The 26,161-nt window shown below is 67.0% G+C and carries 22 protein-coding genes; 14 read left to right on the plus strand and 8 right to left on the minus strand.

What is annotated here, in order from left to right; genetic code table 11:
• Window positions 1-93 precede the first annotated feature (93 nt).
• On the plus strand, window positions 94-930 hold the full coding sequence (locus OHQ90_RS37490) for an AraC family transcriptional regulator (protein WP_328405839.1): 837 nt from the start codon (window positions 94-96) through the stop codon (window positions 928-930).
• A gap of 10 nt (window positions 931-940) precedes the next feature.
• Window positions 941-1,369: a VOC family protein gene (locus OHQ90_RS37495; RefSeq protein WP_328405841.1), complete on the plus strand. Its 429-nt coding sequence runs from the start codon at window positions 941-943 to the stop codon at window positions 1,367-1,369.
• A gap of 165 nt (window positions 1,370-1,534) precedes the next feature.
• On the opposite strand, the gene OHQ90_RS37500 is transcribed toward OHQ90_RS37495, so the two are convergent.
• The 3 genes from OHQ90_RS37500 to OHQ90_RS37510 form a co-directional block, all read right to left on the minus strand.
• Window positions 1,535-2,431, minus strand: a complete 897-nt coding sequence (locus tag OHQ90_RS37500) for a carbohydrate ABC transporter permease (RefSeq protein WP_328405843.1) — start codon at window positions 2,429-2,431, stop codon at window positions 1,535-1,537.
• Window positions 2,432-2,496: 65 nt separating this feature from the next.
• Window positions 2,497-3,375 carry a carbohydrate ABC transporter permease gene (locus tag OHQ90_RS37505; protein WP_442941527.1) on the minus strand — a complete coding sequence of 293 codons (879 nt, stop codon included), beginning with the start codon at window positions 3,373-3,375 and terminating at the stop codon, window positions 2,497-2,499.
• A 92-nt stretch (window positions 3,376-3,467) separates the two neighbouring features.
• Complete coding sequence (locus tag OHQ90_RS37510; RefSeq protein ID WP_328405847.1) at window positions 3,468-4,811, minus strand: ABC transporter substrate-binding protein; 1,344 nt, start codon at window positions 4,809-4,811, stop codon at window positions 3,468-3,470.
• A gap of 283 nt (window positions 4,812-5,094) precedes the next feature.
• On the opposite strand from OHQ90_RS37510, the gene OHQ90_RS37515 reads away from it, so the two are divergent.
• The 4 genes from OHQ90_RS37515 to OHQ90_RS37530 all read left to right on the plus strand — a co-directional run bounded on the left by OHQ90_RS37515 (window position 5,095) and on the right by OHQ90_RS37530 (window position 10,014).
• Window positions 5,095-7,386 carry a carbon starvation CstA family protein gene (locus OHQ90_RS37515; RefSeq protein ID WP_328405849.1) on the plus strand — a complete coding sequence of 764 codons (2,292 nt, stop codon included), beginning with the start codon at window positions 5,095-5,097 and terminating at the stop codon, window positions 7,384-7,386.
• Between the two features lie 86 nt (window positions 7,387-7,472).
• Window positions 7,473-7,643 carry a YbdD/YjiX family protein gene (locus tag OHQ90_RS37520; protein ID WP_328413389.1) on the plus strand — a complete coding sequence of 57 codons (171 nt, stop codon included), beginning with the start codon at window positions 7,473-7,475 and terminating at the stop codon, window positions 7,641-7,643.
• A gap of 57 nt (window positions 7,644-7,700) precedes the next feature.
• Entirely contained in the window at window positions 7,701-9,389 is a 1,689-nt protein-coding gene (locus OHQ90_RS37525; RefSeq protein ID WP_328405851.1) for a DNA-3-methyladenine glycosylase 2 family protein, read from the plus strand.
• Window positions 9,390-9,423: 34 nt separating this feature from the next.
• A complete protein-coding gene (locus OHQ90_RS37530) occupies window positions 9,424-10,014 on the plus strand; it encodes a methylated-DNA--[protein]-cysteine S-methyltransferase (protein ID WP_442941266.1) in 591 nt (196 codons plus the stop codon).
• A gap of 129 nt (window positions 10,015-10,143) precedes the next feature.
• On the opposite strand, the gene OHQ90_RS37535 is transcribed toward OHQ90_RS37530, so the two are convergent.
• Together OHQ90_RS37535 and OHQ90_RS37540 are read right to left on the minus strand one after the other, a co-directional pair.
• Entirely contained in the window at window positions 10,144-13,293 is a 3,150-nt protein-coding gene (locus tag OHQ90_RS37535; RefSeq protein WP_328405853.1) for an SMC family ATPase, read from the minus strand.
• A gap of 202 nt (window positions 13,294-13,495) precedes the next feature.
• On the minus strand, window positions 13,496-14,674 hold the full coding sequence (locus OHQ90_RS37540; RefSeq protein WP_328405855.1) for an exonuclease SbcCD subunit D: 1,179 nt from the start codon (window positions 14,672-14,674) through the stop codon (window positions 13,496-13,498).
• Window positions 14,675-15,384: 710 nt separating this feature from the next.
• On the opposite strand from OHQ90_RS37540, the gene OHQ90_RS37545 reads away from it, so the two are divergent.
• Window positions 15,385-16,542 (plus strand): DNA recombination protein RmuC, encoded by a 1,158-nt coding sequence (locus OHQ90_RS37545; protein ID WP_328405857.1) that lies wholly within the window; start codon window positions 15,385-15,387, stop codon window positions 16,540-16,542.
• A 58-nt stretch (window positions 16,543-16,600) separates the two neighbouring features.
• On the plus strand, window positions 16,601-17,494 hold the full coding sequence (locus tag OHQ90_RS37550; protein ID WP_328405859.1) for a DUF6542 domain-containing protein: 894 nt from the start codon (window positions 16,601-16,603) through the stop codon (window positions 17,492-17,494).
• 60 nt (window positions 17,495-17,554) lie between these two features.
• Here the strand turns inward: OHQ90_RS37550 and OHQ90_RS37555 are convergent, their stop codons facing one another.
• Window positions 17,555-18,565, minus strand: coding sequence for a 4-hydroxy-3-methylbut-2-enyl diphosphate reductase (locus OHQ90_RS37555; RefSeq protein WP_328405862.1), 1,011 nt, complete (start codon window positions 18,563-18,565; stop codon window positions 17,555-17,557).
• Between the two features lie 198 nt (window positions 18,566-18,763).
• Here OHQ90_RS37555 and OHQ90_RS37560 point away from each other — a divergent pair, with 198 nt between their 5' ends.
• The 4 genes from OHQ90_RS37560 to OHQ90_RS37575 are packed head-to-tail and all read left to right on the plus strand — an operon-like array spanning window position 18,764 to window position 21,356.
• Window positions 18,764-19,387, plus strand: coding sequence for a lipid droplet-associated protein (locus tag OHQ90_RS37560; RefSeq protein ID WP_328405864.1), 624 nt, complete (start codon window positions 18,764-18,766; stop codon window positions 19,385-19,387).
• A 35-nt stretch (window positions 19,388-19,422) separates the two neighbouring features.
• The gene (xseA, locus tag OHQ90_RS37565; protein WP_328405866.1) at window positions 19,423-20,748 is read left to right on the plus strand and encodes an exodeoxyribonuclease VII large subunit; all 1,326 of its coding nucleotides are present in this window, start codon (window positions 19,423-19,425) and stop codon (window positions 20,746-20,748) included.
• Window positions 20,745-20,996: an exodeoxyribonuclease VII small subunit gene (locus OHQ90_RS37570; protein WP_328405868.1), complete on the plus strand. Its 252-nt coding sequence runs from the start codon at window positions 20,745-20,747 to the stop codon at window positions 20,994-20,996. Before xseA ends, OHQ90_RS37570 begins: the two co-directional genes overlap by 4 nt.
• A gap of 15 nt (window positions 20,997-21,011) precedes the next feature.
• Complete coding sequence (locus OHQ90_RS37575) at window positions 21,012-21,356, plus strand: VOC family protein (protein ID WP_328405871.1); 345 nt, start codon at window positions 21,012-21,014, stop codon at window positions 21,354-21,356.
• Window positions 21,357-21,485: 129 nt separating this feature from the next.
• Here the strand turns inward: OHQ90_RS37575 and OHQ90_RS37580 are convergent, their stop codons facing one another.
• Window positions 21,486-21,989 carry a GNAT family N-acetyltransferase gene (locus OHQ90_RS37580; RefSeq protein ID WP_328405873.1) on the minus strand — a complete coding sequence of 168 codons (504 nt, stop codon included), beginning with the start codon at window positions 21,987-21,989 and terminating at the stop codon, window positions 21,486-21,488.
• Between the two features lie 288 nt (window positions 21,990-22,277).
• Window positions 22,278-22,844, minus strand: a complete 567-nt coding sequence (locus OHQ90_RS37585; RefSeq protein ID WP_328405875.1) for a DUF4245 domain-containing protein — start codon at window positions 22,842-22,844, stop codon at window positions 22,278-22,280.
• Between the two features lie 133 nt (window positions 22,845-22,977).
• Between OHQ90_RS37585 and glpX the strand changes: the two genes are divergently transcribed.
• A complete protein-coding gene (gene glpX, locus OHQ90_RS37590) occupies window positions 22,978-24,021 on the plus strand; it encodes a class II fructose-bisphosphatase (RefSeq protein ID WP_328405878.1) in 1,044 nt (347 codons plus the stop codon).
• A gap of 712 nt (window positions 24,022-24,733) precedes the next feature.
• Complete coding sequence (locus tag OHQ90_RS37595) at window positions 24,734-26,158, plus strand: class II fumarate hydratase (RefSeq protein WP_328405880.1); 1,425 nt, start codon at window positions 24,734-24,736, stop codon at window positions 26,156-26,158.
• Window positions 26,159-26,161: the final 3 nt, after the last annotated feature.

The raw sequence follows: 26,161 nt of genomic DNA on the forward strand, positions 1-26,161 counted from the left end.
TTCGGGTGGCCGGTGCAGTTGTGGCAAGCACAGTTCCGCGTTGCGCTCTGACGGCGGGTTGCGGGAACCGGCGACGGGCGTAGCGTGACGTTCATGGAGCCGACCACCGAAGTGGTGACGGCACGACCCGCACCCGCGCTCGCGGCCTTCATCGACCGCTACGTCGGCTACCGCATGTCCGGGTTCGCGCCCGGACTGCATCGGGGACTGCCGTCGCGGCACATGACGTTCATCGTCGCCATCGGGCACACCATCGACGTTGTCGCGCAAACCGATCCGCGACAGACACCCGACAATTACGGCTGCGTGCTCAGCGGCCTGCAGGCCAGCAGTGCGACCATCGCCCACGACGGTTTTCAAGAGGGCGTGTCGATCGCCCTGACTCCACTGGGCTGTCGCACCCTGTTCGGCATGCCCGCGGGCGAACTCTGGAACCTGTCGATGGAATTTGCGGATGTGATCGGCCTGGCCGGGCGCCAACTGTGGGAGCAAATCCAGACATTGCCCGCCTGGCCGGATCGCTTCGCCGCGTGCGATCGCGCACTGACCGATCTGGCCTGCCATGATCGGGTGGTGACGCCCGAATTGACCTGGGCCTGGCGGACTTTGGTCGATACCGGCGGCACCGCGCCCATCGGTCCGCTGGCCGAGAAGATCGGCTGGAGTCGGCAGCACCTGGCCCGCCGTTTCGGCGCGGAGTTCGGCCTCGGCCCGAAGCTGGCCGCGCGGGTCGCCCGATTCGAACGTGCGCGACACATGATCGAACGCACCCCGTCCTTCGTGAGCATTGCCCAGGTCGCGGCCACCTGTGGCTACTACGACCAGGCCCACCTCAACCGCGACTTCGCGGACTTGGCCGGCTGCAGCCCGACGACCTGGCTGGCCGAGGAGATTCCATCCGTCCAAGACGACGCGGGGTTCGCCGGATGAGGCTGGAGACATGACAAATCCCACGACAGCAACCAGCACCACCCGCACCGCCACCGCGATCTGGCCCTGCCTGATCTTCCGTGACGCTCGCGCCATGTCCGCGTTCCTCGTCGAGGCCTTCGGCTTCGAGGAAACCGGCGTCTATGCCCGCGAGGATGACCCGTCGATCGTCGAACACGGCGAGCTACGCTGGCCGCTCGGCGGCGGCATCATGTTCGGCTCCCACGGCCGCGACGACACTGTGTTCGGACAGCGCTCCCCCGGCAACGACTCCACCTACGTCGTCTGCGACAACCCCGACGACCTCTTCGCACGCGCGACCGCCGCGGGAGCCGAGGTGGTGCGCGGCCTGCGCGATGAGGACTACGGCTCTCGCGGCTTCACCGTCCGCGATCCCGAAGGCAATGTCTGGAGCTTCGGCACCTATTGGGGCGAGTAGATCGGCGGCAAGCGCGGCCGGGTTCGCCCATGGACGCCCGGCCGCGTGCGCGCATCCTGAAGACGGTACGGCTCGGGTGCCCGGAAACCGCTGATAAGCCGGTTTCACCAGGCGTGCATCGAATTTCGACCGAGGAAGGGCGTAACCAGCGCGATCGAGCAGAACTCAGCGGCCGCCCATTCCCGACTGTGCGATGCCGCTGACGAAGGACTTCTGCGCGATCGCGTAGATCACCAGCAGCGGGGCGAGCAGAACCATGGTGGCGGCCATCAGGATCGGCCATTGGGTGTGGTATTGGCCTTGCAATCGCACCAAACCCAAAGTGGCGGTGGCAATCTCGTTGCGCTGGATCATCACCAGCGGCCAGAGGAAGTCGTTCCAGACGCCGATCCAGGTGAGGACGGCCAGCACCATGAGGGCGGGGCGGGTGTGCGGGAGCAGGACGCGCCAGAAGACCTGCCAGGTGGTGCAACCGTCGATGATGGCCGCTTCCTCGAGCTCCGCGGGCAGGGTGCGGAAGAATTGGCGCATCATGTAGGTGCCGAACGCGCTGCCGAACAGGCCGGGCACGATCATCGCCCATGGGGTGTCCACCCAGCCGAACGCGCGCATGATCAGAAACTGCGGGATCACCGTGACGGTCAGCGGCACCATGAGGGTGCCGAGATAGGCGAGAAACAAGGCGTCGCGACCGCGAAATCGCAGGCGGGCGAAGGCATATCCGGCCAGCGCGCAGAAGAAGACCTGTCCCGCGGTGACGCACAGCGCATAGACGGTGGTGTTGAGCAACATCCGGCCCAGCGGCAGCAGATCGAAGATCTCGCGATAGTTCGACCATTGCGGTTGCGCGGGCAGCAGTGTCGGATCGGTGATCTCGCCGTCACGCTTCAGTGAGCCCGACAGCGCCCACAGGATCGGGGCGAGCGCGCACCAGGCGATACCTACCAGAGCAACATAGCCGAGGGTGCCCCGCAGGGTACGCCGGAGGATTGCCCGCTGAACCCGACTGCCCCGGACAGCGACACCGATCTCGGTGGCCGGTGCACAGGCGGGGGCTCGCATCGGCCGCTCCACTGTTTCAGCGCTGCGCTCTATCGATGATGCACGGCGAACAACCCTGTAGGCGTTCACAATTCGATCTCCTCGCGCCGCGCGAACCGCAACTGCACCAAGGTCACCACCAGCAGGATCGCGAAGATCACCCAGGCCAGCGCCGCCGCGTACCCGACCTCATAGAAGCTGAATGCGTTCTGGAACAGCATGATTCCGAGCAGATAGGTGCCCGTCTCCGGCCCGCCGTTACCGCCGGTCAGCGCATACGCCTGGTCGAAGGCCTGCACCGAGCTGATGATCGTGATGACGAAGACGAACGACAGCGGTCCGCGAATCAGCGGCACCGTGATCGACCAGAACCGCCGCAGCCCACCGGCCCCGTCGATCTTCGCCGCCTCGTACAGCGTCTCCGGCACCCCCTGCATGGCGGCCAGCAGGATCACCGTCGCGAAAGGCACGCTCTTCCACACGGTCACGATGCTCAGCGACACCAGCGCCCAGTCCGGATCGATCAACCACGGCAGCGGATCGATACCGACCCAGCCGAACACGATGTTGAGCAGCCCGTCGTCACTGGTGAAAATGAACCGCCACACCACAGCCATGGCCACGGTGGAAGCCACCAACGGTAGAAACGCGATGGTCCGAAAGATGCCGATACCCATCAACTTTCGGTTGAGCACCGCGGCGACGCCCAACCCGATCACCACCGTCGGCACCAGCGTCAGCACCGTGAAAGCCGCCGTATTCCGTAACGCGATGAGAAACAGCGGATCCGCCGCGAACAACCGCCGATAGTTCGCCAACCCCACGAAGCGGGGCGCACTGAACAAATCCCACGCGTGAAAGCTCAAATACAGCGAAAACCCCAACGGAAAAAGCAAAAATACCCCCACCGCCGCCAGGTTCGGCGCCACGAACAACCATCCCGCCCGCTCTCGCTGCCGGGCCAGCCGCCCGCGTTCGCCGAGTGACACAGGGTGGTGGGCACTGGTCGAGGTTCGCCGCAGCCCGGTGCCGCTCGACAGGCGCTCGCGCAGCGTGGTCATGTGGTGGGCTCCAGGAGGGCGTTGATGTCGGTGGTGAAGTCGCCGTTGAGGGAAGCCGCGGTGGCGGCGCCGCGGAGGACTCGGTTGCCGCCGCGTTCGAGCAGGGCCGAAACCTTGCCCCAGGCGGGGGTGACCGGGAGTGGGCGGGAGCCGGCGGGGCCGCCGGTGAGGACTTCCAGGTTGCGGATTTCGCGGTGCGCGTCGGCGAAACCGCGCGAACCCATGGCCGATTTCAGGACGGGGACGAACAGACCCGAGGCGGCGATGATGGCCTGGCCTACCGGGCCGGTCGCGAATTTGACGAATTCCCAGGCCTGTTCGATGCGCGGGCTGTCCGCCGCGATGGACAGACCGGTGCATCCCACATCGGTGATCGCGCCGGGACCACCATGTGGACCGACCGGCAGCACCGTGAGATCGACATCGAGGTCCTTCTTGCCGACGAATTCGGAGTACAGCCAGTGCCCGCCCATCATCATCCCGGCCTTGCCACGCCGGAACAGGTCGGGCGCCGAAACCGATTGCTGGTCAGCGACTCTCGGCGCGACGTGATGCCGCACCGCGAGATCGGCGTAGAACTGGAATCCCTCGGCGAACCGGGGATCGCCGAGATTGGTTCTGGTCGGCCCCACCGACGGCGTGAACCACTCCACCCCGTTGTTCATGCCGAAGCAGGCCGCCGAGAAGTACGGCACCCAGGCGTCGGTGAAGCCCCATTGCCGCGTTCGGCCCGAGGACTCGCGGTGGGTGAGAGCCTTTGTCGTGTCGAGGAATTCAGCGAAACTCCACGCCTCGGTCCAGCGGGCGGGCGGAGTTGGTCCGGCCTCGGCGAACAGCTGCCGGTTGTAATAGAGGAACACCCCGGACCACTGCTCGGGCAGCGCGTATTGCCCACCGGAATAGGTGAATGTGTCATACAGCGTCGGGAATCCGTCACTTCGCAGCGCGGCGGCGTGCTCGGCGTCGCGCTGGAGCAACGGGTTGAGGTCCAGGAGCACGCCGCGCTCGGCGAGACTGGCGTAGAGCAGTTCCCAGGCCATGATGATGTCGGGACATTTGCCGCCCGCACAATAGGTGAGCATCTGCTGCAGCGCATCGGGCCCCGACACAATGGTGCGAATCTTGATGTCCGGGTGGGTTTTCTGGAATTCCTGAATGATCCGCTGCCGGACCCGCGCTTCCTGTGGCCGGGCGCCGAAGAAGAAGGTCAAGGCGTCGTCGTCGGCGCCGCACCCGGTGGCGAGCAGCGGCGCGGCCAGGGCCGAAGCCAGCAGCGTGCGCCGGCGTAGCTGCCGAACCGGCGGGGCGGGTTGCGTTGAATCCAGCTGAGGTGGATGCATGGCGATCGAAACTAACCCTGGTCCATTCGGACACAGCGCATCGCGAACTGCCAGAAGTGGGGACACCGGGTGGGATACAGGTCAGCCCTCCTCGGGGCGGATGTAGCGCATCACGAACCGCATGGCAGCATACGTCCGGCAACACCGAGGTGATGGCCGACACACGAACAATATTTAACGTCGGCCGAAGGAGTCGGGAAACGCGCCCGCACGCCGTCACCGATCGGATACGTTGTCACGTGTTTCAGCAAGATCCTGCGCGTTTTACAGGAGAGTAGGGCGGATGGCGACAATCGAATATTTACGGACCGATCCCGAATTGCCGCCCGTCGGCGTTGTCGATCGGTCTCCGATAACCCCGGCCAAGAAGGCGGTGTTCGCCGTCATCGCGGTTCTCGGCGCGGTCGCGTGGGCCGTGGTCGCCATCGCACGAGGCGAGAACGTCAACGCCGTGTGGATCGTGATCGCGGCGGTCTGTAGCTACGTGATCGCTTTCCAGTTCTACGCAAGGCTCATCGAATACAAGATCACCAAGCCGCGCGACGACGTGGCAACGCCCGCTGAAGAAATGGAAAACGGCAAGGACTATATGCCGATGGACCGGCGGGTGCTCTTCGGACACCACTTCGCCGCCATCGCGGGCGCTGGTCCGCTGGTCGGTCCGGTGCTCGCCGCGCAAATGGGCTACCTGCCGGGCACGATCTGGATCATCGTCGGCGTCGTTTTCGCGGGTGCGGTGCAGGACTACCTGGTGCTGTGGGCCTCGTCGAAGCGCCGCGGCCGTTCGCTCGGGCAGATGGCCCGTGACGAGCTCGGCCCGATCGGCGGCGTCGCGGCGATCGTTGCGGTGCTGGTGATCATGATGATCCTGCTCGCGGTGCTCGGCATCGTGGTCGTGCAGGCGCTCGCCGCGGTCAAGGGCGCGGACGGCCAACTGCACGGTGGCAGCCCGTGGGGCGTGTTCTCCATCGGCATGACCATCCCGATCGCCCTTTTCATGGGCGTCTACCTGCGGTACGTGCGACCGGGCCGGGTCGGGGAGGTCTCCGTTGTCGGGTTCGCACTGTTGCTGCTCGCCATTATTTCCGGGCGCTGGGTCTCCGAGTCCGGTTGGGGCCGTGACCTGTTCACCCTGTCCGGCACCACCATCGCGTGGATGCTGATCCTCTACGGCTTCGTCGCCTCGGTGCTGCCGGTGTGGCTGCTGCTCGCACCGCGCGATTACCTGTCGACCTTCATGAAGATCGGCACCATCGGCCTGCTCGCCATCGGCATCGTGATCACCATGCCGGTGCTGAAGGCCCCCGCGGTGTCGGAGTTCGCGCACACCGGCAACGGTCCGTCCTTCGCCGGCAGTCTGTTCCCGTTCCTGTTCATCACCATCGCGTGTGGTGCGCTGTCGGGATTCCACTCCCTTGTCTCCTCCGGCACCACGCCCAAGCTGCTGGAGAAGCAGTCGCACGCGCGGATGATCGGCTACGGCGGCATGCTGATGGAGTCGTTCGTCGCGATCATGGCGATTATCACCGCCAGCATCATCGACCAGCACCTGTACTTTGCGATGAACGCGGGCGCCGGGCTCACCGGCGGAACCGCCGACAAGGCGGCCGCCTACACCAATTCGCTCGGGCTCAGCGGTGACCCCATCACCGCCGCAGAACTCACCAGGGCCGCGACCGAGGTCGGCGAGACCAGCATCGTCTCGCGCACCGGTGGCGCGCCGACGCTGGCGGTGGGTATGTCCCAGGTGATGTCGCAGTTCCTCGGCGGCTCCGGCATGAAGGCGTTCTGGTACCACTTCGCGATCATGTTCGAAGCGCTGTTCATCCTCACCACGATCGACGCGGGCACCCGTGTCGCGCGCTTCATGCTCTCGGACTCCCTCGGCAATCTCGGCGGCCCCGCCAAGAAGTTCAAGGACCCGTCGTGGCGGCCCGGCGCGTGGATCTGCTCGGCCGTCGTGGTCGCCGCATGGGGTTCGGTGCTGCTGATGGGTGTCACCGATCCACTGGGCGGCATCTACACGCTGTATCCGCTGTTCGGCATTTCCAACCAGCTGCTCGCGGCAATCGCGCTGACCGTTGTGCTGACCATTCTGATCAAGAAGGGCCTGGTCAAGTGGGCCTGGATCCCGGCGCTGCCGCTGATCTGGGATCTGACAGTGACCATGACCGCGTCCTGGCAGAAGATCTTCTCGGCCGATCCGAAGCTGGGATACTGGAAGCAGCACAGTAACTACAGCACGGCCCGCGATGCCGGAAAGCTGTTGGCGCCTGCCAAGAATGTCGACGACATGGACAAGATCGTGCGCAACACGTTCATCCAGGGCAGTTTGTCGATCATCTTCGCGGTGCTCGTGCTGATCGTGGCGGTGGTCGGCGTCGTGGTCTGTGTGCGCGCGTGGCGTGCGGGCGGCGGCCCGAGCAGCGAATCACCGGAGGAACCCTCGAAAATCTTCGCGCCACGTGGGTTCATCGCCACTCCCGCGGAGAAGGAAGTACAGAAGGAATGGGACGCCCTGATCGAATCGGGGCAGGTCCGCGCGCCGGGCGCCGCACACGCCCGAGGGCATTGACCGCATCCGACGCCCCGCGCACCGGCCGGTCTCCGCGACCGGCCGGTGCGCGGCTGCGCGCAGCCGCAACCGCCTGCGGCACTACGGTGCGCGCGCTCGGCTGGTGGTTCAACTCAGTTCTCGGCGGTCAGGACTATCAGCGCTATATCGCGCACCTGCGCCGAGCCCATCCCGGCTGCGAAATCCCCACCGAACGGGAGTACTGGCGTACCCGCCACGCCGACGCCGATCGCAACCCCAGCAACCGCTGCTGCTGAGCCCCCAAGGGGGTAGTGGCGGATTTCCGCTAGCGCACAACGAGGGTTGCTGCCATTGTGGTTGGGGTGACGATCACGGCATTGGATTTCGAGCGCTGCTACCGGGCGGTGTCCACCAAGGACTCCCGCTTCGACGGCCAGTTCTTCACGGCGGTGCGCACCACCGGAATCTATTGCCGCCCTTCGTGTCCGGCGATCACGCCGAAGCCGACCAATGTGACCTTCCTGCCGACGGCCGCGGCAGCACAACAGGCCGGATATCGCGCATGCCGCCGCTGTCTGCCCGATGCCGCGCCGGGATCGCCGCTCTGGAACACCCGCGCAGATCTGGCCGCCCGAGCGATGCGGCTCATCGGTGACGGCGTCATCGAACGCGGCGGGGTGCCCGCGCTTGCCGCAACGCTCGGCTACTCGCAACGCCAGCTGACCCGGGTGCTCACCACCGAGCTCGGCGCCGGGCCGCTGGCCTTGGCGCGAGCGCACCGCGCGCACACGGCCCGGCTGCTGATCCAGACCACCAGCATGCCGATGTCCGACATCGCCTTCGCCGCCGGATTCGCCAGTATCCGTCAGTTCAACGACACCGTGCGCGAAGTGTTCGCGGTCAGCCCAACCACCATGCGCACCGAGGCCCAGCGGGTGACGCGCTCGGGGAACGGTCAGGTGGTCGCGCCGACGAATGGTTCGCTGACACTGCGGTTGCCCTACCGGGAGCCGCTGGATCGGGCGTGGCTGGAGTGGTTCCTGTCTTCACATGTGGCCCCCGGGATGGAGCTGTGGGAGGACCGCGCCTACACGAGAAACCTGCGCACGCCGCACGGGCACGCAACGATCCGGCTGAGCTTCCAAAGCGACCATGTGCGCGCCGAACTGGCGCTGCACGATATGCGTGACCTGGCCCCGACCGTCGCGCGCGTACGCCATCTGCTGGATCTGGACGCCGACCCGGTCGGCATCGATGAGGCGCTCGGTGCCGGTCCCGCCGCTGTGCCGACGGAGCAGAGCCGGGTGACCCGATTGGACTACGAAACGGTGGCCTCGCGGCGAGCGGCGGCACACCGCCCCGACGCTGCGGAGTTCATACCCGACGGTGCCGACCTGCCCGACGCGGGGACCGCACCCGCACAGCACCCGTTCAATGTCGGTGTGACCGTACGCACCACTGATCACCGTCAGCCTGCCTTCACACCGGGAATCCGGGTGCCCGGGTGCCTGGATGGACCGGAGTTGTTGCTACGCACCATGATCGGGCAACAGATCTCGGTCTCCGCGGCCGCCACCCACACCGCGCGGCTGGTCGAGGCACTCGGCGAGCACGTGGATGGACCGGTGCCGTTGCTCTTCCCGACTCCCGACGCGATCGCCGAACGCGGCGCGGAGGTACTGACCGGCCCCGCGCGGCGTATCCGCTCGATCCTCGCCGTCGCCGAGGCACTCGCCGCAGGCGAGCTCGTGCTGCACCAAGGCCGCACCGCAACGGATTTGCGGCGCGAACTCATGGGTCTCGATGGTGTCGGACCGTGGACCGCCGACTACGTCACCATGCGCCTGCTCGCCGACCCGGACATCCTGCTCGATACCGACCTGGTGGTACGGCAGGGCGCCGGCCTGCTCGGCCTCGACCTCACCGACACCTCCCGCTGGGCGCCGTGGCGTTCGTATCTGTCCATGCACCTGTGGAAGACGGCACTGGCGGGCCGCGGCACCAAGGCGGCGGCTCGTTCGAAGCCACGCACCAACTCCTGATCACCCCTGCCAACTCGAAAGCGAGTGCCCAATCGTGACTGCTGCGATTGCAATTCCCCACGAAACTGTCCAACCAGCAACCACCACAGCTGATTTCGCAATCACCGAAACGCCGATCGGCCCATTCACGGCACTGGTGGATGCCGACGGGGCGGTATTGGCCTCCGGCTGGACCGCCGACGCCGAGAACCTGCGCGGGCTGATCCACCCGAGCCTGCGACCCGCCGAATTACGCCACCGTGATTCCCTCGGCGAAGTGACCCGAGCGATCACCGCCTATCACGACGGTGATCTGACGGCGATCGACGACATTCCCGTCCGCCAGCAATCCGGCGAATTCCTCGTGCACGCGTGGGAAGTGCTGCGGACCGTCCCCGCGGGGAGCCCGATCACCTACACCGACTATGCCGTGATCTCCGGCCGCCCCAACGCCACCCGCGCGGCCGCCAACGCCTGTGCGCGCAACGCCGCCGCCCTCTTCGTCCCCTGCCATCGCATCTTCCGCATCGGTGGCGCTCTCGGCGGCTTCCGCTGGGGACTGGAGGTGAAGCGCTGGCTGCTCAACCACGAAAGCCCCACGTATCAGCTGGGACTGAGCAGTCTGAGGACCGACCCGAATTCCTGACAGCCGAACGCCGTGGCCGACATCGACGCGCCCGCACTTCCTGCACTACGTCGGCGAAACATCGCGGCGGCGAACAAGGCGGTGCCGTTGTGGCCGACGGCTGCGCTCGTCGCCGGTGCCGAGGGAAAATCAGGCGACAGTAGTTTCGAGGCGGGAGCCTGCGCGGCCACGCAGGACGTGCAGGCGGCTCGGGATGCGTTGGCGCATTTCGTCGACATGGCTGACAACACCGACTACCCGGCCGCCGTCACGGAGTTCGTCCAATACGCCCATCACAGCATCGAGCGTGTCGGCGTCGAGGCCACCGAAACCTTCGTCGATGAAGAGGGTGTCCAGGACCAGGCCGCCCGACTCGGCGGCGACCGTGTCCGCCAGACCGAGCGCCAATGATAGTGAGGCCATGAAGGTTTCGCCACCGGAGAGGGTTTTCGCGGGGCGAACAGCGCCGGTGTAGTCGTCGCGGATATCGAGACCGAGGCCGCCGCGACGGCCACGCGGGCCGGCCTTGTCGGAATGGACGAATTCGTAGCGGCCACCCGACATTCGGCGCAGCCGGACCGATCCGGCCAGTGCGACCTCCTCGAGGCGAGCGGCGAGCACATAGGAGCGCAAGGACATTCGACGGTTGTTCTCGCCCCTGCCGGCGACCACCTCGGCCAGCGCGGCGAGCTCCTCATGGGCGCGCTGCACGGGGGCGATGCGCTCCACCGCCGCCCACAGCTGACCGCCGAGACGCTCCAACTGGCTCACCCGACGTGACGCCTCCGCGTGCGCGGCGACCGCGACGTTCAGCTCGGCCTGCGTGGCGGTCACCAACGCCTCCAGCTCCGCGAGATCGCCGGGTTCGGCTCTGGCCGCCGCTTGGATATCCGGTTCCGCGAGAACGGCTTCCGCGTGGGCGCGAGCCCGGTCTGCGGTCACCAGCTCGGCTTCGATCTCGGCTTGCCGCTGCGCTGTGCGCGCGGCCGCCGTCACCACCCGCGCGTAGGCGGTCAGCATAGCCACGTCGTCGCGCCGTACGGCGGCTGGTTCGGATCCCGTACCGAGCGCACGCGCATCGACCGGTTCGCTATCTGCAGCCGAACTGTTGGTATCGACGACGCCTCGCCGCGGATCCGGCGGATCTCCGGCCACTGCAAAACCCGCTGCTATTGCGAGACTTTCGACGCGGTCGGCGACTACGGTCACCTGTTCGGCGGCAGTCGCGGCGTCATGGCGCGCGTCGCGCAGCGCGGTGGCGTCGGCGATCAGAGTGTGCAGGCGGGCGCGGCGGCGATCAATCGTCTCGTCAGCACCGGCGGCGGCGCGCAGCCGGGCGGTGAGTTCGGCGAGGCGGGTGGTCGTGGCCGAGATGCCTGCGGCGACCGTGCTCCGGCGGGTGTCGGATCGACGGAGTTCCTCGTGCAGGCGCAGTTCATCGGCCCGCAGGCGGGACAGCTCGGCCGTGAGGCCCTCGGACCGGCCCGCAAGTTCGGCGGCGTCCTCGTAGCGATCGGTGGCGGCGCGCAGCGTGGCGGCCAGTTCGACTCGGTCGGCATCGCCGCCGCGCGCGATCAGCGCCTCGATGTCGCGTTCCAAGGTGGTGATGTGCGACAGCACGCGGTCGCGGGCGTCCTCGGCGGCGCGTTCCGCTGCGGCCGCGGCATCCTCGGCATCCTTGGATACGGCGCTGGCAGCCGGCCGGGCGGGCGCGGGATGGTCGGCGGAGCCGCACACCGTGCACGGCTGTCCTTCCGACAGCTGTCCGGCGAGTTCGGCGGCCATCCCGGCCAGCCTGCGCTCACGCAGGTCCAGCACCCGTTCTTTGGCGTCGTTGTGCGCGGTGCGGGTCGACTCGAATTCGATCCGTGCACGGTCGAGAGCGCTTCTGTGTCCGGCGATCTCGACGGCGGCTGCCGCCGCGATCTGCAGGCGTTCGCATTCGGCGGACACCCCGGGCAGCGAAGCCGCGGCCTCGGTGGCCTCGCGCAGCCTGCCCTCTGTGGTGACGATCGATCCGGGGAGCTCTTCGCGCAGCCGAGTCAGCTCGCAGACCCGGGCGGTCAGTGTGGCGGCCTCGTCGTGCAGGCCGGACAGCTCAGTGGTCAGCGTGGTCGCTACGGCCGCGTCGGCGGCGACCTCGTCGAGCGCGCCGATCTGACCGCTCCACCGCCGAATGGCCGCATCGATATCGGCGTCTACACCGGCGATCGGGGACGCGTCGGCACCAGCCTCGATGGCAATCAGGTCGATCCCAGCGATATCGGCGGCCGCTGGTTCGCCGAGCAGGCCGGCCAGTCGCGCGGCGATGCGCTGAGATTCGTCGGCCTTGCGGCGCGCGTGCATGACGGCCGCACGAGCCTCGCCGATCGCCTCGTCGACCGGCGCTGCGCGACGGGCTGATTCGAGTTCGGCTTGCAGATCAGCGCGGTGCACGGCACCGCTGATGTACTCGTCGAGCTGTTGTCGGGCGACTGCCATCCGGCGGCGCAGCTCGTGCACCCGGCGCTGCTGCTCGGCGAGGGTCCGCACGCGCACCGACTCTTGTTGCCTACCTTCGGATTCCGCTGCGGCAGCCGCCAGTTCGGCACGGGCGGTGGCGAGCAGGTCCTGCGACCACGACACCGCCTCCAGCGTCTCGACGGATTCGGCGCGGCCGAGTCCCACCGCACCTCGAATCTCGGCGATCAGTTGATTGATCCCGTCCTTGCTCGCCTCGACCTCGACGGCCGACGCTCGGCGCTTGTCGGCCAGCCACTGCTCGGCCGTGCCGAATCGTTCGGTGTCGAAGAGCTTTTCGAGCAGCTTCTCGCGATCCTCGTTGTCCGATCGCAGGAATCGCGCGAAATCACCCTGTGGCAGCAACACCACCTGGAAGAACTGTTCGGCACTCATACCGAGCAATCGGACTATTTCCTCGCCGATATCCGGTATGCGAGAGAGGTTCTGGCCCTGCCCATCCAACCATTCCAACGTCGCTTTGGCCTGTTCGGTACGGACGCCGCTGCCACGCACCTTGGGCCGCTCGAACTCTGCGGTGCGCGTCAACCGCACTCGCCGCCCGCCGAGCGTCGCCTCCAAAACCACGCGTGGCGGCGTCTGCTCGGGCGCATGATCGGAATGCAACCGCTTTCCCTCGCCGCGTGCGCCGGGCACCTTGTTGTACAGCGCGAACGCGATCGCATCCAGCACGGTGGTTTTGCCCGCACCGGTCTGGCCGTGCAGCAGGAACAACCCGTCCGCGCCGAGCGCGTCGAAGTCGACGACTGTTGTTCCGGCGAACGGGCCGAACGCGGTCATCTCGAGCCGGTGCAGTCTCACGCGACGGCCCCGACGCCAGGCAGCGCAGACAGATGTATCGCGGAGCGGAGCCGGTGGTCACCGCAGGCCCGCAACCTCGAGCCCGGCCACGTTGGTTCTGCGCCACCCGAGGTCACCCGATCCACGTCCGACACGCGAAGCGGTAGCCCGGATCGCCCTCCACCGGCGCGAGCGTCCGTGCTCACGCGGACAATTCCTGGGTCGTGCCGCTCGCCGCCGTTACCGCGTCCGGTTCGGTGACTGCCGCCGCGAGAGCTCGTTCCAGCCACTGCATGTCGCTTGCGGTCGGCACCCCACGGACATCGGCGAGGAAGCTCTGCGCTACATCGGTGTCGCGGCGGCCGTGCACTCGTTCACGGTAGCGCAGCTCCGGATTGCCCTCCGGGCGTGCCCATTCCACGTGCACGGCATGCGGGAAGCGTTCGCGGAGCTTGCGCATGGCATCGACGGGGCGCGCGTGGTCGGTGAGGGTGGCCGAGACGTAATGGTCCTCGGCCGCGGTGTGCACCGGGTCGGCGAGCAGTTCGTCGAGAGTGCCGGTGAGCTTGCTCAGCCCGCGCACCGGCGGCAGGTCGTGGCGGCGCACCGATTGCAGCCCTTCGGCATCCAGATCGATGATCCAGACGGCTTTGCGGTGGGAGTTCTCCGCGAACGAGTACGGCAGCGGTGAACCCGAGTAGCGGACCGACTCCGACAGGGACTGTGGCGAATGCAGGTGACCGAGGGCAACGTAGTCGATGCCCTCGAATGCCGACATCGGCACCGTCTCCACCCCGCCGACCGAAATGGATCGCTCCGAGCCTGTCGCTTCCCCACCGACGACGAAGGCGTGTGCGAGCACCACCGTGCGCGTTCCCGGCCGCGCGGCGATATCGGCCCGTATCCGGCCCATGGCTGCGTCCAGGATCTCCGCATGCGAACGTGCCTGCGGCACACCGAGTTCGGCGCGGGTGATCTCCGGCTCCAGGTAGGGGATCCCGTAGAAGGCGACCTCACCGTGTTCGTCGGTCAGCAGTACCGGCCGGTCGGCATCGGCGACGGTGGTGCGCAGATACAGACCGCCCGCGGCCGCGAAACTGGCTCCCGCGCCGAGGCGGGCGGGAGAATCATGGTTGCCAGCGGTCGCGACGATCTGCGCTCCGGCCGCGCGGATGGCCTCGAAACCTCGATTACATACGGCGATCGCATCGGAGCTCGGGATGGACCTGTCGTACACGTCGCCCGGCACCACAACGACGTCCACCGACTCCGCGACCACCAGGTCGGCGATGGCAGCCAGCGACCGAGCTTGGTCGGTTAGGAGGTCGACCCCATGGAACGTGCGGCCGATGTGCCAGTCCGAGGTGTGCAACATCCGCATGCCGCGAAACCGTAGGCGAACCCACCGACAGACTCAATTTTTTGGCAGCGCCTGCGGCGCGGCGTGTTCGCGGCCCCCTTGGTCTCGCTTCCGAGCCGTCGAGACTCGCGCCTGCGGCGCATGCGCTTCGACGACTCGGAAGCGAGACGGGCCGCGAACTCTAGTGCTCGGTCTCGCTTCGCTCGGAAGACATCATCGTGCCGAGTGAGGGAGTCGGTAACCGAGCTTGCGACTTTGGTCGATGCGCTTCGGCTGGTGTGGAGGTGAGGTGCAGACGCTCGCTGGCGCGGAGGGTGCCTCGTCCCGCGCGGGCGCGTCCAGTGGCGAGGCTTGCGACTTCGGTGGATGCGCAGTGGCTGTTGTGGAGGTAGGACGGGCTGCGGACACTTGGGCTGGGGTCTCGCCGCTCTCGGAAGGTGTCACAGTGCCGAGGACGTGTTCGATGGGGATGATCGCGACTTCGGTGGATGCGCCAGCGGCGCGGAGGGCGAGGAGCGGCGCTTGTGCGACTCGGTTCTTGGTGGTTTCGGGTGGTGCCGGTCTGGGCTTCACTCGATGTCAGTCGATAGCGCAGCGCGGTTTGCTGAGCTCGCCGCGGCAAGCGGCCGCGCACGCTGTCGGTGCGGTTCCGCGGCTGTTTGTCGAGGTGCTGCTGCCCGGTAGCTCGGCGGATTCGTTTCTTGTCGGTGGAGTGCGGCACTATCTGCGCTATGACCGCACCGATGCTCGTCGCACTGATGCTGGTATTCGCCGCGGGGGTCGGCCTCGGCTGGCTCGGGCACGCGGCGCGCGCGGGGCATCGGGCGACGGCCGCGGAGGCGAGATTGTCGGCGGCCGCCGATAACGAACGGTTGCTACGGCAGTCGCTCACTGCGGCCAATGAGGATGCGGCGCGCAGGCATTCGCATGCCATCGGCGCCATGGTCGATCCGTTGCGTGAAGCGGTCGGCGCGCTGAATCAGCACATCCAGCAGGTCGAGCATCATCGCATCAATGCCTATTCCAGCCTGCGCGAACAGGTTGCGGGCATGCAGCGCACCTCGCACCAGCTCACCAGCCAGACCAGTCAGCTCGTCGCGGCGTTGCGCGCGCCACAGGTGCGCGGGCGGTGGGGCGAGATCCAATTGGAGCGGGTGGTCGAGCTGGCAGGCATGAGCAGGCACTGTGATTTCGACACCCAGGTGACCAAGGCCACGCGCGGCGACGGAACTTCCGAACGAACCGCCATGGTCCGACCCGACCTGGTGGTCCACCTGGCGGGCGACCGGCAGATCATCGTGGACGCCAAGGTGCCGTTCACCGCCTATCTCGACGCAACCATGGCCGATGATCCCGACGTGCGCGCCGAACTGCTCGGCAGGCACGCCAAGCATCTGCGCTCCCACATCGATCAGCTGGCCGACAAGGCATATTGGACCGCATTCGACCCGACACCGGAGTTCGTCGTCTTGTTCGTGCCGGGTGACCCTTTCCTCGATGCCGCGCTGACCACGGATTCCGGACTGCTGGAGCACGCGTTCGGCCGCAACGTGATCCTCGCAACGCCGACGACATTGATCGCTTTGCTCCGCACGATCGCGTTCAGCTGGCGTCAAGAGGCATTGTCTCGGGACATGGCAACCGTTCAGCAATTGGGTAGGGAGCTGTACGCCCGGCTCGGCATGACCGGCAAGCATTTGGACCGGCTCGGCGCACAACTCGGTAAGGCCGTGGACGCTTTCAACTACACCGTCGCATCCGTGGAGTCGCGGGTGATGGTCACCGCACGCAAATTGCACGACCTGGAAATAGCTGAACGCGAGGTGCCAGCAATCCATCGTGTGGATTCCTGGCCGCGCGCGGTGGGCTTCGCCGACGCCGACGATTAGCCCGGACAATGGACGTGCCGTAACACCACCGAGCGTGATGGCAGTTAGTGTTCATAGCGTGGCTGCTTCCCAACGTGTGCAATCCCGGGTGCCCGCGCCGCATCGTTCGATCCTGCCGTCGGTCCCGGGCATCCCGGTCGGCGCAGCGGTCCTGATCGCGGTCGCCTGCACGTTTCTGGGGTTCCTTATCGATGCCAGCGGCGAGGGCGGCGAGCTGACCGGCACCTTTGCGACGCTGTATGTGGTCGGCTGCGTGATCGCGGTACTCGCCGTGCGCTACCGCGGACTGTTCACCACGATGGTGTTGCCGCCGCTGCTGCTGTTCGTTTCGGTGCCGCTGGCCTATCAGCAACTGACCGGGCGCGAATCGACCTCGATCAAGGACATCCTGCTCAATCTGGCGATCCCGTTGGTGAACAGGTTCCCAACGATGGCAATTGCCACGCTGCTCGTGCTGGCGATCGGCGCGGGCCGGATCCTGCTGCACCGGCGCGAAGCAACCTCCGAGCGCACCGACGAGTCCAGGCGCGGCACAAGCTGGGGACGCAGCGCACCGAAACGCCCACGGACCGGTACGTCCGCGCGCACCCTGGCCGAATCCACTCGCCGCCGGGTCAAGCGCGCCGAGCCCGAACCCGACGACCTCGACGCCGATGAAGCATCGCCGCGAATCCGCAAACGCTCCGGCGAGCAAGTGGCCGATACGCCGCCGCGGCTGGCCGCGACCGCCGCGGAACCCGGGGCCGACGACCGTCCCACCGCAAAATATCCCCGCGGCAACCGTGGCCCCGCCCGGCCTACTGCCGCGATGCCGCGCGCAGGCGCCGAGCCGAACCGCAGGTCGGAAGCTCGTGGGCGCGCCGAGCTACCGCCGCCGCATCCGCAGCCCAATGTCCGCTACCGCGAACGTGATTCGAGCAGGACCGAACGGCGCAAGCCGGGGAACCTGTAGATGCGACCGCGCCCGGGCGCCTATTACGGCCCCGGGCAACAGCGATCAGTGCGACAGTGCTCAGTTCCGAGTCGTGCGCAACTCCCGCGGCAACGCGAACACCAGCGTCTCATTAGCGGTGGTGACGGGCTGAACATCGGCGAAGCCGTGCTCGGCCAGCATGTCCAGCACACCGCGGACCAGGATTTCCGGCACCGAAGCGCCGGAGGTGATGCCGACCGTCCGCACCCCCTCCAGCCACGCCGGATCCACTTCACGGGCGTAGTCGACCAGGTAGGAAGCCTTGGCGCCGGCGCCGAGGGCCACCTCGACCAGCCGCACCGAGTTCGACGAATTGCGCGAGCCGACCACGATCACCAGATCGCACTCCGGCGCCATCGCCTTGACCGCGACCTGACGGTTCTGGGTGGCGTAGCAGATGTCGTCGCTCGGCGGATCCTGCAGCGAGGGGAACCGCTCGCGCAGCCGCTTGACCGTCTCCATCGTCTCGTCGACGCTGAGCGTGGTCTGCGACAGCCAGATGACCTTGGACTCGTCGCGGACTGTGACGCGATCCACCGAATCGGGACCGTCCACCAGCTGTACATGGTCGGGGGCCTCCCCCGCGGTGCCCTCGACTTCCTCGTGGCCTTCGTGGCCGATCAGCAGGATGTCGTAGTCGTCGCGGGCGAAGCGCTTGGCTTCCTGATGCACCTTGGTCACCAACGGGCAGGTCGCATCGATGGTGTGCAGATTGCGGGCTGCCGCCGACTCGTGCACCGCGGGCGAGACACCATGCGCGGAGAACACCACGACCGCACCCTCCGGCACCTCGTCGGTCTCGTCGACGAAGACAACGCCCTGCTCACGCAGTGTTTCCACGACATGCCGGTTGTGCACGATCTCCTTGCGCACATAGATCGGCGCACCGTGCTTCTCCAGGCTCTTCTCCACCGTTTCCACCGCGCGGTCCACGCCGGCGCAGTACCCACGTGGCTCCGCGAGTAGCACTCGCTTTCCGCCGTCGGCATCGGCAGATCCGGAGCCGGCCGAGCGGGCGATTCCGAGGTTCAAGGATATGGCCGAAGACATGCCGTTCAGCTTACGTGCGCCGGACGAATCGATCAGCGGCCGGTCACCGCCACGACGCCATGGTGCGGAACAATATGGGTGACGTCCGGACATCCGTCTGGGACGAATCGGCCGGAATGGTGGTGGATGACGGTGCCGGACGGTGACACATACGCATCTGTTCTTTGCATAACAACCCGCTTCGGGCAGGCTAGGACCATGTTCCGACCACCATTCCTGGCCCGCGTCGCCGCCGGTGCGGCCGTTTATGCCATCGAAGAAACCCGTCGGCTACCTACGGCGGCAATGAATCTCCCGATCACCGCGATCAGCCAGATGTTGCAGACCACGATGCACATCCAACAGTTCGTGACCAGCCTCGCCCTCAAGGGCGACGCGGTCTTCGAGCAGTTCACCAATAGCCCCGTGGAACAACCCGAGTGGGCCACGTTCGACGAGGACGAGGCACCCGAGCAAACCCTCGGCTCCGATACCCCCGCCACCGCACGATCCAGCCGTTTCGACCTGTACACCGCCGAGGAACCCACCGAATATCGGTCCAACGGCCACAGCTCCGCCGTGCAGACCCTCATCGAACCGGAAACCGCCGAGCAGGAAACCGCTGCCCCCGACACCGACGAGCCCGAGCCGGAGATCACCGAACCGGAAGTCGCCACCCGCTACGACTACGCCAACATGACCCTGGCCCAGCTACGTGCCCGCCTGCGCATGCTGACCGTCGAGGATCTGAGCGCGCTGCTGGATTACGAGCAGCAGACTCGCGCCCGCGCGCCGTTCATCACCATGCTGACGAACCGGATCGCCACCGTGCGGGCCCAGTGACCGAACCCCCGACGTCTTCGTCGACGGTTGGCCGGGTGTCCTCCGGCCAACCCGCCCGTCCGGCCGATTCGGCCAAAGCCGCGCCGGCCAATTCCGCCGAGCAACCGTGGCCGGTGCGTTCGGTGGCCATCAAGGTCGCGCAATGGATCGATCGGCTCGGCAGTATCTGGGTCGAGGGCCAGATCACCCAGATCAATCTGCGCCCCGGCACCCGCACCGCGTTCCTGGTTTTGCGCGATCCATCCGCCGACATGTCGTTGTCGGTGACCTGCGACCCCGACTTGATCCGCAAATCGCCTGTCCCGCTGCAAGAAGGCAGCAGGGTGGTGGTCTATGGCAAGCTTTCGTTCTTCACCGGCCGCGGCACAGTGTCATTGCGCGTCATCGAGATTCGCCCGGTCGGCATCGGTGAGCTGCTGGCCCGCATCGAACGCCTGAAGGCGCTGCTCGGCGCCGAGGGTCTGTTCGATCCCCGGCTGAAGCGACCGATCCCATTCCTGCCCAAGACCGTCGGCCTCATCACCGGCCGGGCCAGCGCCGCCGAGCGAGATGTCCTCACCGTGGCCCGCAATCGTTGGCCCGCAGTGCATTTCGAGATTCGCAATACCGCGGTGCAGGGCCCGACCGCGGTGCCGCAAATGCTGGAGGCGCTGGCCGAGCTCGACCGCGACCCAGCCGTCGAGGTGATTGTGCTCGCCCGCGGCGGCGGCAGCGTCGAGGATCTGCTGGCCTTCTCCGACGAGGCACTGTGCCGCGCGATCGTCGCCGCGACCACCCCGATCGTCAGCGCGATCGGCCACGAACCCGACAACCCGCTCAGCGATCTGGTCGCCGACCTGCGCGCGGCCACCCCCACCGACGCCGCCAAGCGCATCGTGCCCGACGCCGCCGCCGAGCTGGCCGGTGTGCGCGATATGCGAGCTCGCTCGGCGGCCGCGCTGCGCGGCTGGGTCGACCGCGAAACCAGGGCGCTGGTGCAGCTGCGTTCCCGGCCGGTACTCGCCGATCCACTGCGCGAACTCGAACGCCGCTACGAAGAAGTCGAACGACTGCGCACTGCGACCAGACGCACCGCCGAACATCTGATCCGCACCGAAGCCACGGCAACGCGCCATCTACGCGAGAAGTTGACCGCGGTGGGCCCGGCCGCGACGCTGGCCCGTGGCTACGCTGTCGTGCAGCGTGTGAACGGTAAGGAGCGGCATGTAGTGCGCTCGATCGACGACGCGCCCGCGGGCAGTCAGCTGCGTATCCGCGTCGCCGACGGCGCCGTGACCGCCGCCGCGCTCGGCACCCAACAGCTCGGCACCCGAACAGTGGTCGCCGAGCCCACCGAAAACACCGAAGCAGGGAGGAAATGACCGTGGCCGACTCCGGCAAGGACGCCGACACCGAGCTGGCCGAGATCGCCACCTTCGGCTATGAACGCGCCCGCGACGAACTGGTCAACGTCGTGAAAATGCTCGAGCAGGGCGGTATGGACCTCGACGATTCGCTCGCGCTGTGGGAGCGCGGCGAGGCACTGGCCAACCGCTGCGAGGAACATCTCGCCGGCGCACGTAAGCGCGTCGAGGACGCTTTGTCCCGATCCGAGGCCGAGTCCGAATAAGCCGGAGGAGCAGTAATGACCATTCGTCGCGCCACCCCCGACATCCGCACCGACGACATGGAGAGCAGCCGCGAGTTCTACAAGCTGCTCGGCTTCGAAGAGGCCATGGATCTCGGCTGGGTGGTGACGATGGCCTCGCCCTCCAACCCGACCGCCCAGGTCCTGCTCGTCGGCCCGGAAGCCGAACAGCTGCAACCCGATATGAGCGTCGAGGTCGACGAGGTCGATGCCGTGCACGACGACATGGTCGCCGCGGGCGCCGACATCGTGTACGCACTGCGCGACGAACCATGGGGCGTGCGCCGCTTTTTCGTCCGCGACCCGAGCGGCACCATCGTCAACGTGGTGAACCACCGCTGACGGGCCGTTCCCGCTCGACCCGCGGTTCCCGCATCGTCGGCCCACCCTCGCCATCCGGTTTGCACCGGGCAGCGCGACCGGCGCGCGGTTCGAGTGGTGCACACCCGCCCCACACGCCGGTCCCGGCGATCAGTCCGCCGCGATAATGCGGAAGCGGGCCTTATCGTCTGCTGTAGCCCAGTGCTGGAATCCGGCCTTCTCCAGTACGCGGATCGAGGCCGGGTTCGACAGCTCCACATTCGCGTATACGGTGTGCACTTCCGTTGTGGTCAGCGCGAATTCGGCGAGGGCGCTGGTCGACTCGGTCGCGTACCCGCGACCCTGCCGCGAGCCGACGACGCCGTATCCGATCTCCAGCGCACCGTCCACCGGCGGCCAGAACAGGCCGAGCGAGCCGACGACGAGGCCGGTTTCGCATTCGATGATCTGGCGGTGGCCGTACTCGGTCAACCAGCCGGGATGCTCCGCGACGAGGGAGACGATGACGCGGTCGCCCTCGGCGGGGAAGTCCTCAGCCCAGTGGGCGAGGCGGCGGCCGTCCAGTACGGCGGCCACCTCATCGGCGGTCCACGATCGCAGCATGAGGCGATCGGTGATCAAGTCGGAATCGGCGGTCGAGAAATGGCGAGACATAGGGACACTCCTGACGATCGGAAGAGTCCGGCCGGCAAGTGAATTCGAGATTCAGCGGCGAGCAGACCGGATGCGGACGTGCGGAAGACGGCTACCGACAGCCATATTCATCAACCTCCACCCGACCTGGTCCTCGCGTATCTCGCGCCAGGGCAACCGTAGCGCCCACACTTGGTTCGCGGCAACGTGCACAACTACCGGCAACACCAGCGGGGGTGACGCCTCGGCGCTCCAAGCACCCCCGCGCCTCAGTGCTCAGCGAACTCAGTGCTCAGCGAACTCAGTGACTCAGCGCTTCAGTGGCTCCGCGGCGGCGACGGCAGCGGCCAGTGTCCGGAAAGCGGCCTCGTTGCCCGCGCCGGTGACGAGCACGCGCGACCGACCGAGATCGGCGATCCACGCCGATTCTTCACCGGGCTCGGCGTAGACGACCCACTTCTGGTCGCCGACCTGTTCGGCGCCGCTGGCGTAGCGCGAGCCCAGCACGAAACGGGACAGCGACTCCTCGGTCGCACTGCTCTGGCTCATGCGCATATAGGTGCCCTGCGGGGTGAGGTACCCCACCGTGCTGACCGGTCCGCCGCCGTTGCTCGTGATGGTGTCGCGGCTGCCGGAGTTGGGCGTCCAGCCCGCGGGCAGGCTCGGATTCCGGATCGGGAAGGGCAGGGTGCGGGCGTCCGCGGTCAGCGCGGCGGTGACGTCGAAGTGCGGGATCTGCCCTTGCGTCGGGCCCTTGGCCGCGAAACTGCACTGGCTTGCCAACCCGGCGAAAACCACGGCGATCAGCACCAACGGGAGCAGCGACCAGAGCAGATCCCGGTAGTCGTTGAGAATGCGCGGCTTTTGGTACGACACGCTCCCAGTATCCACGCACCATCTGGCAGGCTCGACCACAGGTGGCCCTGGGCCGGTACGGGTGTACCTGATCGGGAACGTCCATGCTTCTGAGACAATCACTCCTAGCAACGACCGTAGGAGGCACACCGTAATGACGGCATCTTCGCCCGCACCCAGCCGCCGCGAGGCGCCGGACCGCAACCTCGCGCTCGAACTGGTCCGGGTCACCGAGGCCGGTGCGATGGCCGCGGGTCGCTGGGTCGGCCGTGGTGACAAGGAGGGTGGCGACGGCGCGGCCGTCGACGCCATGCGGCAGCTGGTCAGCTCCGTTTCCATGCGCGGCGTGGTGGTCATCGGCGAGGGCGAGAAGGACGAAGCGCCGATGCTGTACAACGGTGAGCTGGTCGGCGACGGCACCGGTCCCGAGGTGGACTTCGCGGTCGACCCGGTCGACGGCACCACGCTGATGTCGAAGGGCTCGCCGGGCGCCATCGCTGTGCTCGCGGTCGCCGATCGCGGCGCGATGTTCGATCCGTCCGCGGTGTTCTACATGCGCAAGATCGCGGTCGGCCCCGACGCCGCCCACGTGATCGATATCTCCGCACCGATCGGCGAGAACATCCGCAGGGTCGCGAAGGCCAAGGGCCTCCTGAAGTCCGACCTGACCGTGTGCATCCTGGACCGGCCTCGGCACGCCGAGCTGATCCAGGAAGTCCGCGACGCGGGCGCCCGTATCCGGCTGATCTCCGACGGCGACGTCGCGGGCGCCATTGCCGCCGCGCGACCCGACTCCGGAACCGACATCCTGGTCGGCATCGGCGGCACCCCCGAGGGCATCATCGCCGCCGCCGCCATGCGCTGTATGGGCGGTGAACTACAGGGCATGCTCGCGCCCACCGACGACGCCGAGCGGCAGAAGGCGCTCGACGCCGGACACGATCTGGACCGGGTACTGACCACCGAGGATCTGGTGGCAGGCGACAACGTCTTCTTCTGCGCCACCGGCGTCACCGACGGCGACCTGTTGCGCGGCGTCCGCTACTACGGCGGCGGCGCATCCACCCAGTCGATCGTCATGCGCTCCAAGTCGGGCACCGTCCGCATGATCGACGCGTACCACCGCCTCACCAAGCTGCGCGAATACTCCTCGGTCGACTTCATCGGCGACGAGGACGCAATCCCCCCGCTACCGTGACGGGCCGCTGACTTCGATCACCCCTGGACCGCCGACCACTCCCCGATGTGGTCGGCGGTCCAGTCGCATTCGCCCTGCGCACACGGCCGACCCGAAATCGCCGCATAACCACCACCCACCCTCGCGGCACGATGACATCTTCCGAGCGCAACAAGACCCAGCACCAGCGTTCCCGGCGCATCCCACCCCTCACAAACGACGCGCATCGACCAAAGTCGCAAACTCAGCTACAACGCCCCCACTCGGCACGACGACACCTTTCCGAGCGCAACAAGACCCAGCACCAGCGTTCCCGGCGCATCCCACCCCTCACAAACGACGCGCATCGACCAAAGTCGCAAACTCAGCTACAACGCCCCCCACTCGGCACGACGACACCTTTCCGAGCGCAGCAAGTCCCAGCACCAGCGTTCGCGGCCCGTCCCACCTCCAGAACAACCAACGCGTATCGACCAAGGTCGCAAGCCCAGCTACCAAACGCCCCCACTCGGCACGATGATGTCTTCCGAGCGAAGCGAGACCGAGCCCTAGAGTTCGCGGCCCGTCTCGCTTCCGAGCCGTCGAAGCGCATGCGACGAAGTCGCGAGTCTCGACGGCTCGGAAGCGAGACCAAGGGGGCCGCGAACACGCAGCGCCGCAGGCGCTGCCAAAAGACACAGCGAACACGCAGCGCCGCAGGCGCTGCAAAGACAACACAGCTAGGGTCGATTTTATGACGACCGAGGAGACGCAGTACCGCATCGAACACGACACCATGGGCGAGGTCCGAGTACCCGTGCACGCGTTGTGGCGGGCGCAGACCCAACGGGCCGTGGAGAACTTTCCGATCAGCGGACGCGGCCTGGAGCGTGCGCAGATTCGCGCGCTCGGCCTGTTGAAGGCAGCGTGCGCCGAGGTGAACCGCGATCTGGGTCTGCTCGATGCCACCAAGGCCGACGCGATCATCGCCGCGGCCGTGGAGATCGCCGAGGGCAAGCATGACGACCAGTTCCCGATCGATGTCTTCCAGACCGGTTCCGGCACCAGCTCGAATATGAACGCCAATGAGGTGATCGCCTCGATCGCCAAGGCCAACGGCGTCATCGTGCACCCCAACGACGACGTGAACATGTCCCAGTCGTCCAACGACACCTTCCCCACCGCAACGCATCTGGCCGCCACCGAGGGCGCCATCAAAGATCTGATTCCGGCGCTGGATCATTTGCGGCTTGCGCTGCTGGACAAGTCGACCGAATGGCGCACGGTGGTGAAGTCCGGGCGCACCCATCTGATGGACGCGGTACCGGTCACCCTCGGCCAGGAATTCGGCGGCTACACCCGCCAGGTCGCGGCGGGTATCGAGCGCATCATGGCGGTGCTGCCGCGCTTGGGTGAGCTGCCCATCGGCGGCACCGCGGTCGGCACCGGCCTGAATGCACCGGACGGTTTCGGCACGAAAGTCGTTGCGGAACTGGTGCGCTCGACCGGCCTCGATGCACTGTCGGAGGCCGAGGATCACTTCGAGGCGCAGGCCGCGCGCGATGGCCTTGTCGAGGCTTCCGGCGCGCTGCGCACTGTCGCGGTCAGTCTCACCAAGATCGCCAACGATATCCGCTGGATGGGTTCCGGCCCGCTCACCGGCCTCGGTGAACTGCAGCTGCCCGATCTGCAGCCCGGCAGCTCGATCATGCCGGGCAAGGTGAATCCGGTACTGCCCGAGGCGGTTACGCAGGTCGCCGCGCAGGTGATCGGCAACGACGCGACCGTCGCGTTCTCCGGCGCGAGCGGTGCGTTCGAACTGAACGTCTACATCCCGGTGATGGCACGCAATCTGCTGGAGTCGATCCGCTTGCTCGCCAATGTCTCCCGGCTGTTCGCCGACAAGTGCATCCGTGGCCTGGTCGCGAACGAGGACCACCTGCGCACCCTGGCCGAATCGTCCCCGTCCATCGTGACGCCGCTGAATTCGGCGATCGGCTACGAAGAGGCGGCTGCCGTCGCGAAAGAGGCGCTGAAACAGCGTAAGACGATTCGGCAGACGGTCATCGACCGTGGCCTCATCGACGAAAAGCTGACAGAGCAAGAACTCGACCGCCGACTCGACGTGTTGTCGATGGCGAAGGTGAAGGACGGACAGCAAGCGTCCGCCAGCGAATAGCCC

Source organism: Nocardia sp. NBC_00403 (genome assembly GCF_036046055.1).
Classification (GTDB): Bacteria; Actinomycetota; Actinomycetes; order Mycobacteriales; family Mycobacteriaceae; genus Nocardia.

Coding starts and splice junctions, on each gene's coding strand:
- OHQ90_RS37570 (WP_328405868.1), top strand. CDS start 20,745: ATGACCGTGGCCGACTCCGGCAAGGACGCCGACACCGAGCTGGCCGAG.
- OHQ90_RS37535 (WP_328405853.1), bottom strand. CDS start 13,293: ATGACCGCGTTCGGCCCGTTCGCCGGAACAACAGTCGTCGACTTCGAC.
- OHQ90_RS37580 (WP_328405873.1), bottom strand. CDS start 21,989: ATGTCTCGCCATTTCTCGACCGCCGATTCCGACTTGATCACCGATCGC.
- glpX (WP_328405878.1), top strand. CDS start 22,978: ATGACGGCATCTTCGCCCGCACCCAGCCGCCGCGAGGCGCCGGACCGC.
- OHQ90_RS37595 (WP_328405880.1), top strand. CDS start 24,734: ATGACGACCGAGGAGACGCAGTACCGCATCGAACACGACACCATGGGC.
- OHQ90_RS37515 (WP_328405849.1), top strand. CDS start 5,095: ATGGCGACAATCGAATATTTACGGACCGATCCCGAATTGCCGCCCGTC.
- OHQ90_RS37555 (WP_328405862.1), bottom strand. CDS start 18,565: ATGTCTTCGGCCATATCCTTGAACCTCGGAATCGCCCGCTCGGCCGGC.
- OHQ90_RS37490 (WP_328405839.1), top strand. CDS start 94: ATGGAGCCGACCACCGAAGTGGTGACGGCACGACCCGCACCCGCGCTC.
- OHQ90_RS37575 (WP_328405871.1), top strand. CDS start 21,012: ATGACCATTCGTCGCGCCACCCCCGACATCCGCACCGACGACATGGAG.
- OHQ90_RS37500 (WP_328405843.1), bottom strand. CDS start 2,431: ATGCGAGCCCCCGCCTGTGCACCGGCCACCGAGATCGGTGTCGCTGTC.
- OHQ90_RS37510 (WP_328405847.1), bottom strand. CDS start 4,811: ATGCATCCACCTCAGCTGGATTCAACGCAACCCGCCCCGCCGGTTCGG.
- OHQ90_RS37495 (WP_328405841.1), top strand. CDS start 941: ATGACAAATCCCACGACAGCAACCAGCACCACCCGCACCGCCACCGCG.
- OHQ90_RS37560 (WP_328405864.1), top strand. CDS start 18,764: ATGTTCCGACCACCATTCCTGGCCCGCGTCGCCGCCGGTGCGGCCGTT.
- OHQ90_RS37545 (WP_328405857.1), top strand. CDS start 15,385: ATGACCGCACCGATGCTCGTCGCACTGATGCTGGTATTCGCCGCGGGG.
- OHQ90_RS37540 (WP_328405855.1), bottom strand. CDS start 14,674: ATGCGGATGTTGCACACCTCGGACTGGCACATCGGCCGCACGTTCCAT.